This is a genomic window from Martelella sp. (assembly GCF_984369615.1).
In genome coordinates, this window is record NZ_CFHTCS010000364.1 from 1 (window position 1) to 4,284 (window position 4,284).

General features: G+C 63.8%; 3 protein-coding genes. All 3 read right to left on the reverse strand.

All coding sequences use genetic code 11. The features are described from left to right. Window positions 1-1,158 (reverse strand): hydantoinase B/oxoprolinase family protein (locus tag AC5DC2_RS20245; protein ID WP_491699780.1); only part of this gene is annotated, 1,158 nt, incomplete at its 3' end. Between the two features lie 3 nt (window positions 1,159-1,161). Further along, window positions 1,162-3,231, reverse strand: a complete 2,070-nt coding sequence (locus AC5DC2_RS20250) for a hydantoinase/oxoprolinase family protein (RefSeq protein WP_491699781.1) — start codon at window positions 3,229-3,231, stop codon at window positions 1,162-1,164. 30 nt (window positions 3,232-3,261) lie between these two features. Further along, window positions 3,262-4,227 (reverse strand): ABC transporter permease, encoded by a 966-nt coding sequence (locus AC5DC2_RS20255; protein ID WP_491699782.1) that lies wholly within the window; start codon window positions 4,225-4,227, stop codon window positions 3,262-3,264. Between the last annotated feature and the right edge of the window lie 57 nt (window positions 4,228-4,284).

The following is a 4,284-nucleotide window of genomic DNA, read 5'->3' on the forward strand; positions in this document are numbered from 1 at the left end:
GCCGACCTGCGGTTCGACGATGGTGTAATGGCGGCCGGTATCGGGGTGCGGACCGCCGATATTGGTGCCGCAGATCGAGGCGAAATTGCCGGCCGGCACGGAACCCGGGAAATGCTCCGCCATCGCCCGCAGCAGCATGTCGAACAGCCGGATCTCGACCTCGGCATAATAGCCAAGCGCGCCGGGCGCCTCGACATGATAGATCGTGCCCGGCTTTGTCACCACCTTGAGCGGCCGGAAGAAACCGCCATTGCCGGGTGCGTCGGCATCGGTGAAATCCTTGAAGGCGAGCTGCACGGCGATCTCCGTGCCCTCGCGCGAGCAGTTGAGCGAGCCGGACTGGGCCGGGTTGTCGGTGAGGTCGACGATGAATTCGTCGGCGGTCACCGTCAGCGTGACCTTGTGGACCACGCCGCTGTCCTGCTCCTCGGCAAAGCTGTAGCTGCCCTGCGGAATGTTCGCGAGCGCTGCCCGGGCCCGGCGTTCGCCGAGGTCCATATAGTCGGTGACGGCGGCCGCAAACGTGTCCGCACCGTATTTCGCGACCAGTTCCAGCACCCGGCGCTCGCCGATGCGAAGACCCGCGATCGCGGCCCACAGATCGCCGTTCAGGTAATCCGGCAGACGGGAATTGACCTTGAGGATGTCGAAAACCGCATGGTTCTCGACGCCCGCAGTGAACAGTTTCACCGCCGGAATGCGAATGCCTTCCTGGAAGATTTCCGTGGCCTCGGCCGACATCGAACCGGGCACATTGCCGCCGACATCGTTCCAGTGAGCGATATTGGCAACCCAGGCGACCATGACGCCATCATGGAACACAGGTGCTGCCAGCACCATGTCGTTGAGGTGGGTGACGCCGCCGAAATAGGGGTCGTTGGAGGCGAAGACATCGCCCTCGCGAATGTCTTCGAGCGGGAATTTGGCGAGGATGCCGGCAATCGCCTTGTCCAGCACGCCGATGAAGGCCGGAATGCCAGCGCCGGACGCGGCGATCTCGCCCTCAGGATTGAGGATCGAGGTGGAGAGGTCGAGCACTTCGTAGATGATCGCGCTCATCGAGGTCTTCACCTGGGCGTAGAACATCTCGTCGGCGATCGCTTCCAGCGCGTTCTGGATGATGTCGAAGGTGACGGGATCAAAGGTCTTGTCGGTCATGGTTCAGCCCCTCGTCTCGATATGCGTGTTGCCGAAATCGTCGATGGAAACGCGGTTGCCGGGATGGACGACGATGGTCGTGCCCGGATCCTCGATCACCGCAGGCCCGGTAAAGGCCATGCCGGGTTCGAATTTCGTGCTGTCATAGATGGTGGCCTCATGCCGGCCCTCGGTGGCGTAGTCGACCATGCGCCTGCCCTTCACCGCATCCTCCAGCTTCGCGCCGGTTTTTGGCAGCGCCACCAGTTCGAGCTTGCCGACCTCGGCGGCGGCGACCAGATGCAGGCCGATGATCTCGACGCCGGCGGCAAGGCGATAGGTATATTCGCGCTCGTAGATCTCGTGGAACTCCGAGACCATCTTCGTCAGGGTTTCATCGGTCACGGGGCCGGCGGGCACCGGCACCTCGACGGCGAACTCCTGGTTCTGGTAGCGGCATCGCGCCAGCGGCTTCAGCGAAACCTTGTCGGGGCCGAAGCCCTCGCGGGCATATTCGGCGCGGGCGCGCTCCATGGTGTGGGCGAGCAGGGCATCGAGGCCCTCGCGGTCGGCGCTGTCCATCAGGCGGGTGACGAAATAGTCGCGGCGCAGGTCCGACATCATCATGCCCCAGGCGGAGAACACCGGCGCGCCGCGCGGCACGACCACTTTCTTGACGCCCAGTTCCTGGCCTAGCGCCACGCCATGCATCGGCCCGCCGCCGCCGAACACCACGAGCGTGAAGTCGCGCGGGTCATAGCCGCGATTGACGGAGACCAGTTTCAGGGCGTTGACCATGTTGGAATTGGCGATGCGGATGATGCCGCGCGCGACGTCCTCGGGCGCATTGCCCATGCGCTCGGCCAGCTTTCCGAGCGCCTCTTCGAGCGCCGGGATATCCGCCTCGACCGAGCCGCCGCAGAAATAGTCCCTGTTGATCCGGCCGAGCGCGAGATTGGCGTCCGTGGTGGTCGCGTCCTCGCCGCCGCGTCCGTAAGAGGCGGGGCCGGGCGTGGAGCCGGCCGAATGCGGGCCGACATGCAGCTTGCCGAAATCATCGACCCAGGCGATCGACCCGCCGCCATTGCCGATCTCGACGAGATCGACCACCGGCACCATGATCGGGTAGCCGGCGGACTTGCCGTCGCGCTCGATCCAGTAATCGGTCTTGATGGTGACCTGGTTGTTTTCGATCAGCGAGCACTTGGCGGTGGTGCCGCCGATGTCGAGCGCCAGAATGTTCGGCTCGCCGATGATCCGGCCGAGCTCGGCCGCGCCCCAGAAGCCCGAGGCCGGGCCGCTTTCGACCATGGTGATCGGCACGGCCTTGATCGCTTCCAGCGAATCGACGCCGCAATTCGACTGCATGATGAAGAGCTGGCCGGCATAGCCCTTGCCGGTCAGACCGCTTTCCAGCTTCTCAAGATAACGCTGGGCCTTCGGTTGAACATAGGCCGAGAGGATGGCGGTATTGGTGCGCTCATATTCGCGCCACTCGCGGGTGATCTGGTGCGATGCGACCACTGTCACCTCGGGCCAGCGCGCCTCGACCTCGGCCTTCAGGCGGATTTCGTGATCGGGGTTGGCATAGGCGTGCAGCAGGCTGATGGCGATGGCTTCTATGCCCTCGGCGCGGAACAGGGCGAGCGTCTCGTCGAGCGAGGCGAGGTCCAGCGGCGTGACCTCGTTGCCGTGATAATCCATCCGCTCGACGATCTCGCGGCGCAGGTAACGCTCCACGAAGGGAGCCGGCTTCTTGTATCTGAGATTGAAGAAGTCCGGCCGGTTGCCGCGGCCGATCTCGATGGAATCGCGGAAGCCCTTTGTGGTGATCAACCCGACCTTGGCGCCCTTGCGTTCCGTCAGCGCGTTGATGACGACGGTGGTGCCGTGGGCGAAGAAATCGACTGAACCGACATCGACCTTCGCCTTTTCCAGAACGTTGAGAACGCCCTTTTCGAAGTCCGGCGGCGTGGTGTCGGATTTTTCCGTGCGCACGGTCTGGACGCCGGTTTCAAGGTCGGTCTCGAAATAGACGAGGTCGGTGAAGGTGCCGCCGACATCGGTCGAGACGCGCGTGATTTTCTCAGTCATGGGAAGTCTCTGTTCAATGCATGAAGGATGTCAGCGGCTGCGCCGGCCCGATGCGGCCAGCGCGACCGCGACGACGATGATCACGCCGGTGGTGAGGTCCTTGAAGAAGGGGTTCACGTTGAGAATGTTGAAGCCGTTGCCAATCAGCGCCATCAACAGCACGCCCGCGACCGAGCGCCAGATTGCGCCCGAACCGCCCATGATCGACGTTCCGCCGAGGATCACCGCCGCGATCGCCTCGAATTCCATGCCTATGCCGGCCTGCGGGGACGCCATGGAGATGCGCGACACGGCGATCACGCCGGCGAGACCTGCGGCCATGCCCGACAGCGAGAAGGTGACGATCTTGATCAGATTGGTGCGGATGCCCGACAGGATCGCGGCTTCCTCGTTGCCGCCGACGGCGAAGACGCGGCGGCCGAATGTGGTGCGGTTGAGCAGCACCATGAAGATCACCATGAAGATGATCAGCACGATGACGGCGATGTTGACCATGCCGATACGGCCACGGCCGATCCAGGAAAATTCCGCGATCCGGACCGGGATCAGCGCGCCGCCGGTGATCAGGATGGCGATGCCGCGATAGACGAGGCTGGTGGCGAGCGTCACAAGGAAGGAATGCACGCCGAAGCCGGTGATGATCGCGCCGTTCAGCGTGCCGAGCGCAAGCCCGATCAGCGGCCCGGCGACAATCGCGGTATAGGGGTCGACGTGAACGGCGATCCAGCCGGCCGCGACCGAGGCCACGCCGAAGATCGCGCCGGTCGACAGGTCGAACCCGCCGCCGATGATCACCAGGGTGAGCGCGCAGGCGATGATGGCGAGCGGCGCCGACTGGTTGAGAATGTTGAGCAGGTTCCGTGCCGTCATGAAACTGTCGGAAATCAGGCTGAGGCCGATCATCAGAATGACGATGATGGTGAGAACGCCGTATTCGCGGGCGAAGTCCCCGGGCGTGATGGAAAAACGCCGGGCAGGTGTCTGAACGTCGCTCATGATTGGGTGACCTCCTTGCCGCGGGAGACGGCGCCTTGTTCTTCAAAGATGCGGTGC

What these genes read in the sequence shown, in the direction of transcription:
- AC5DC2_RS20255 (WP_491699782.1), bottom strand. Translation starts at nt 4,227, where the DNA reads ATGAGCGACGTTCAGACACCTGCCCGGCGTTTTTCCATCACGCCCGGG.
- AC5DC2_RS20250 (WP_491699781.1), bottom strand. Translation starts at nt 3,231, where the DNA reads ATGACTGAGAAAATCACGCGCGTCTCGACCGATGTCGGCGGCACCTTC.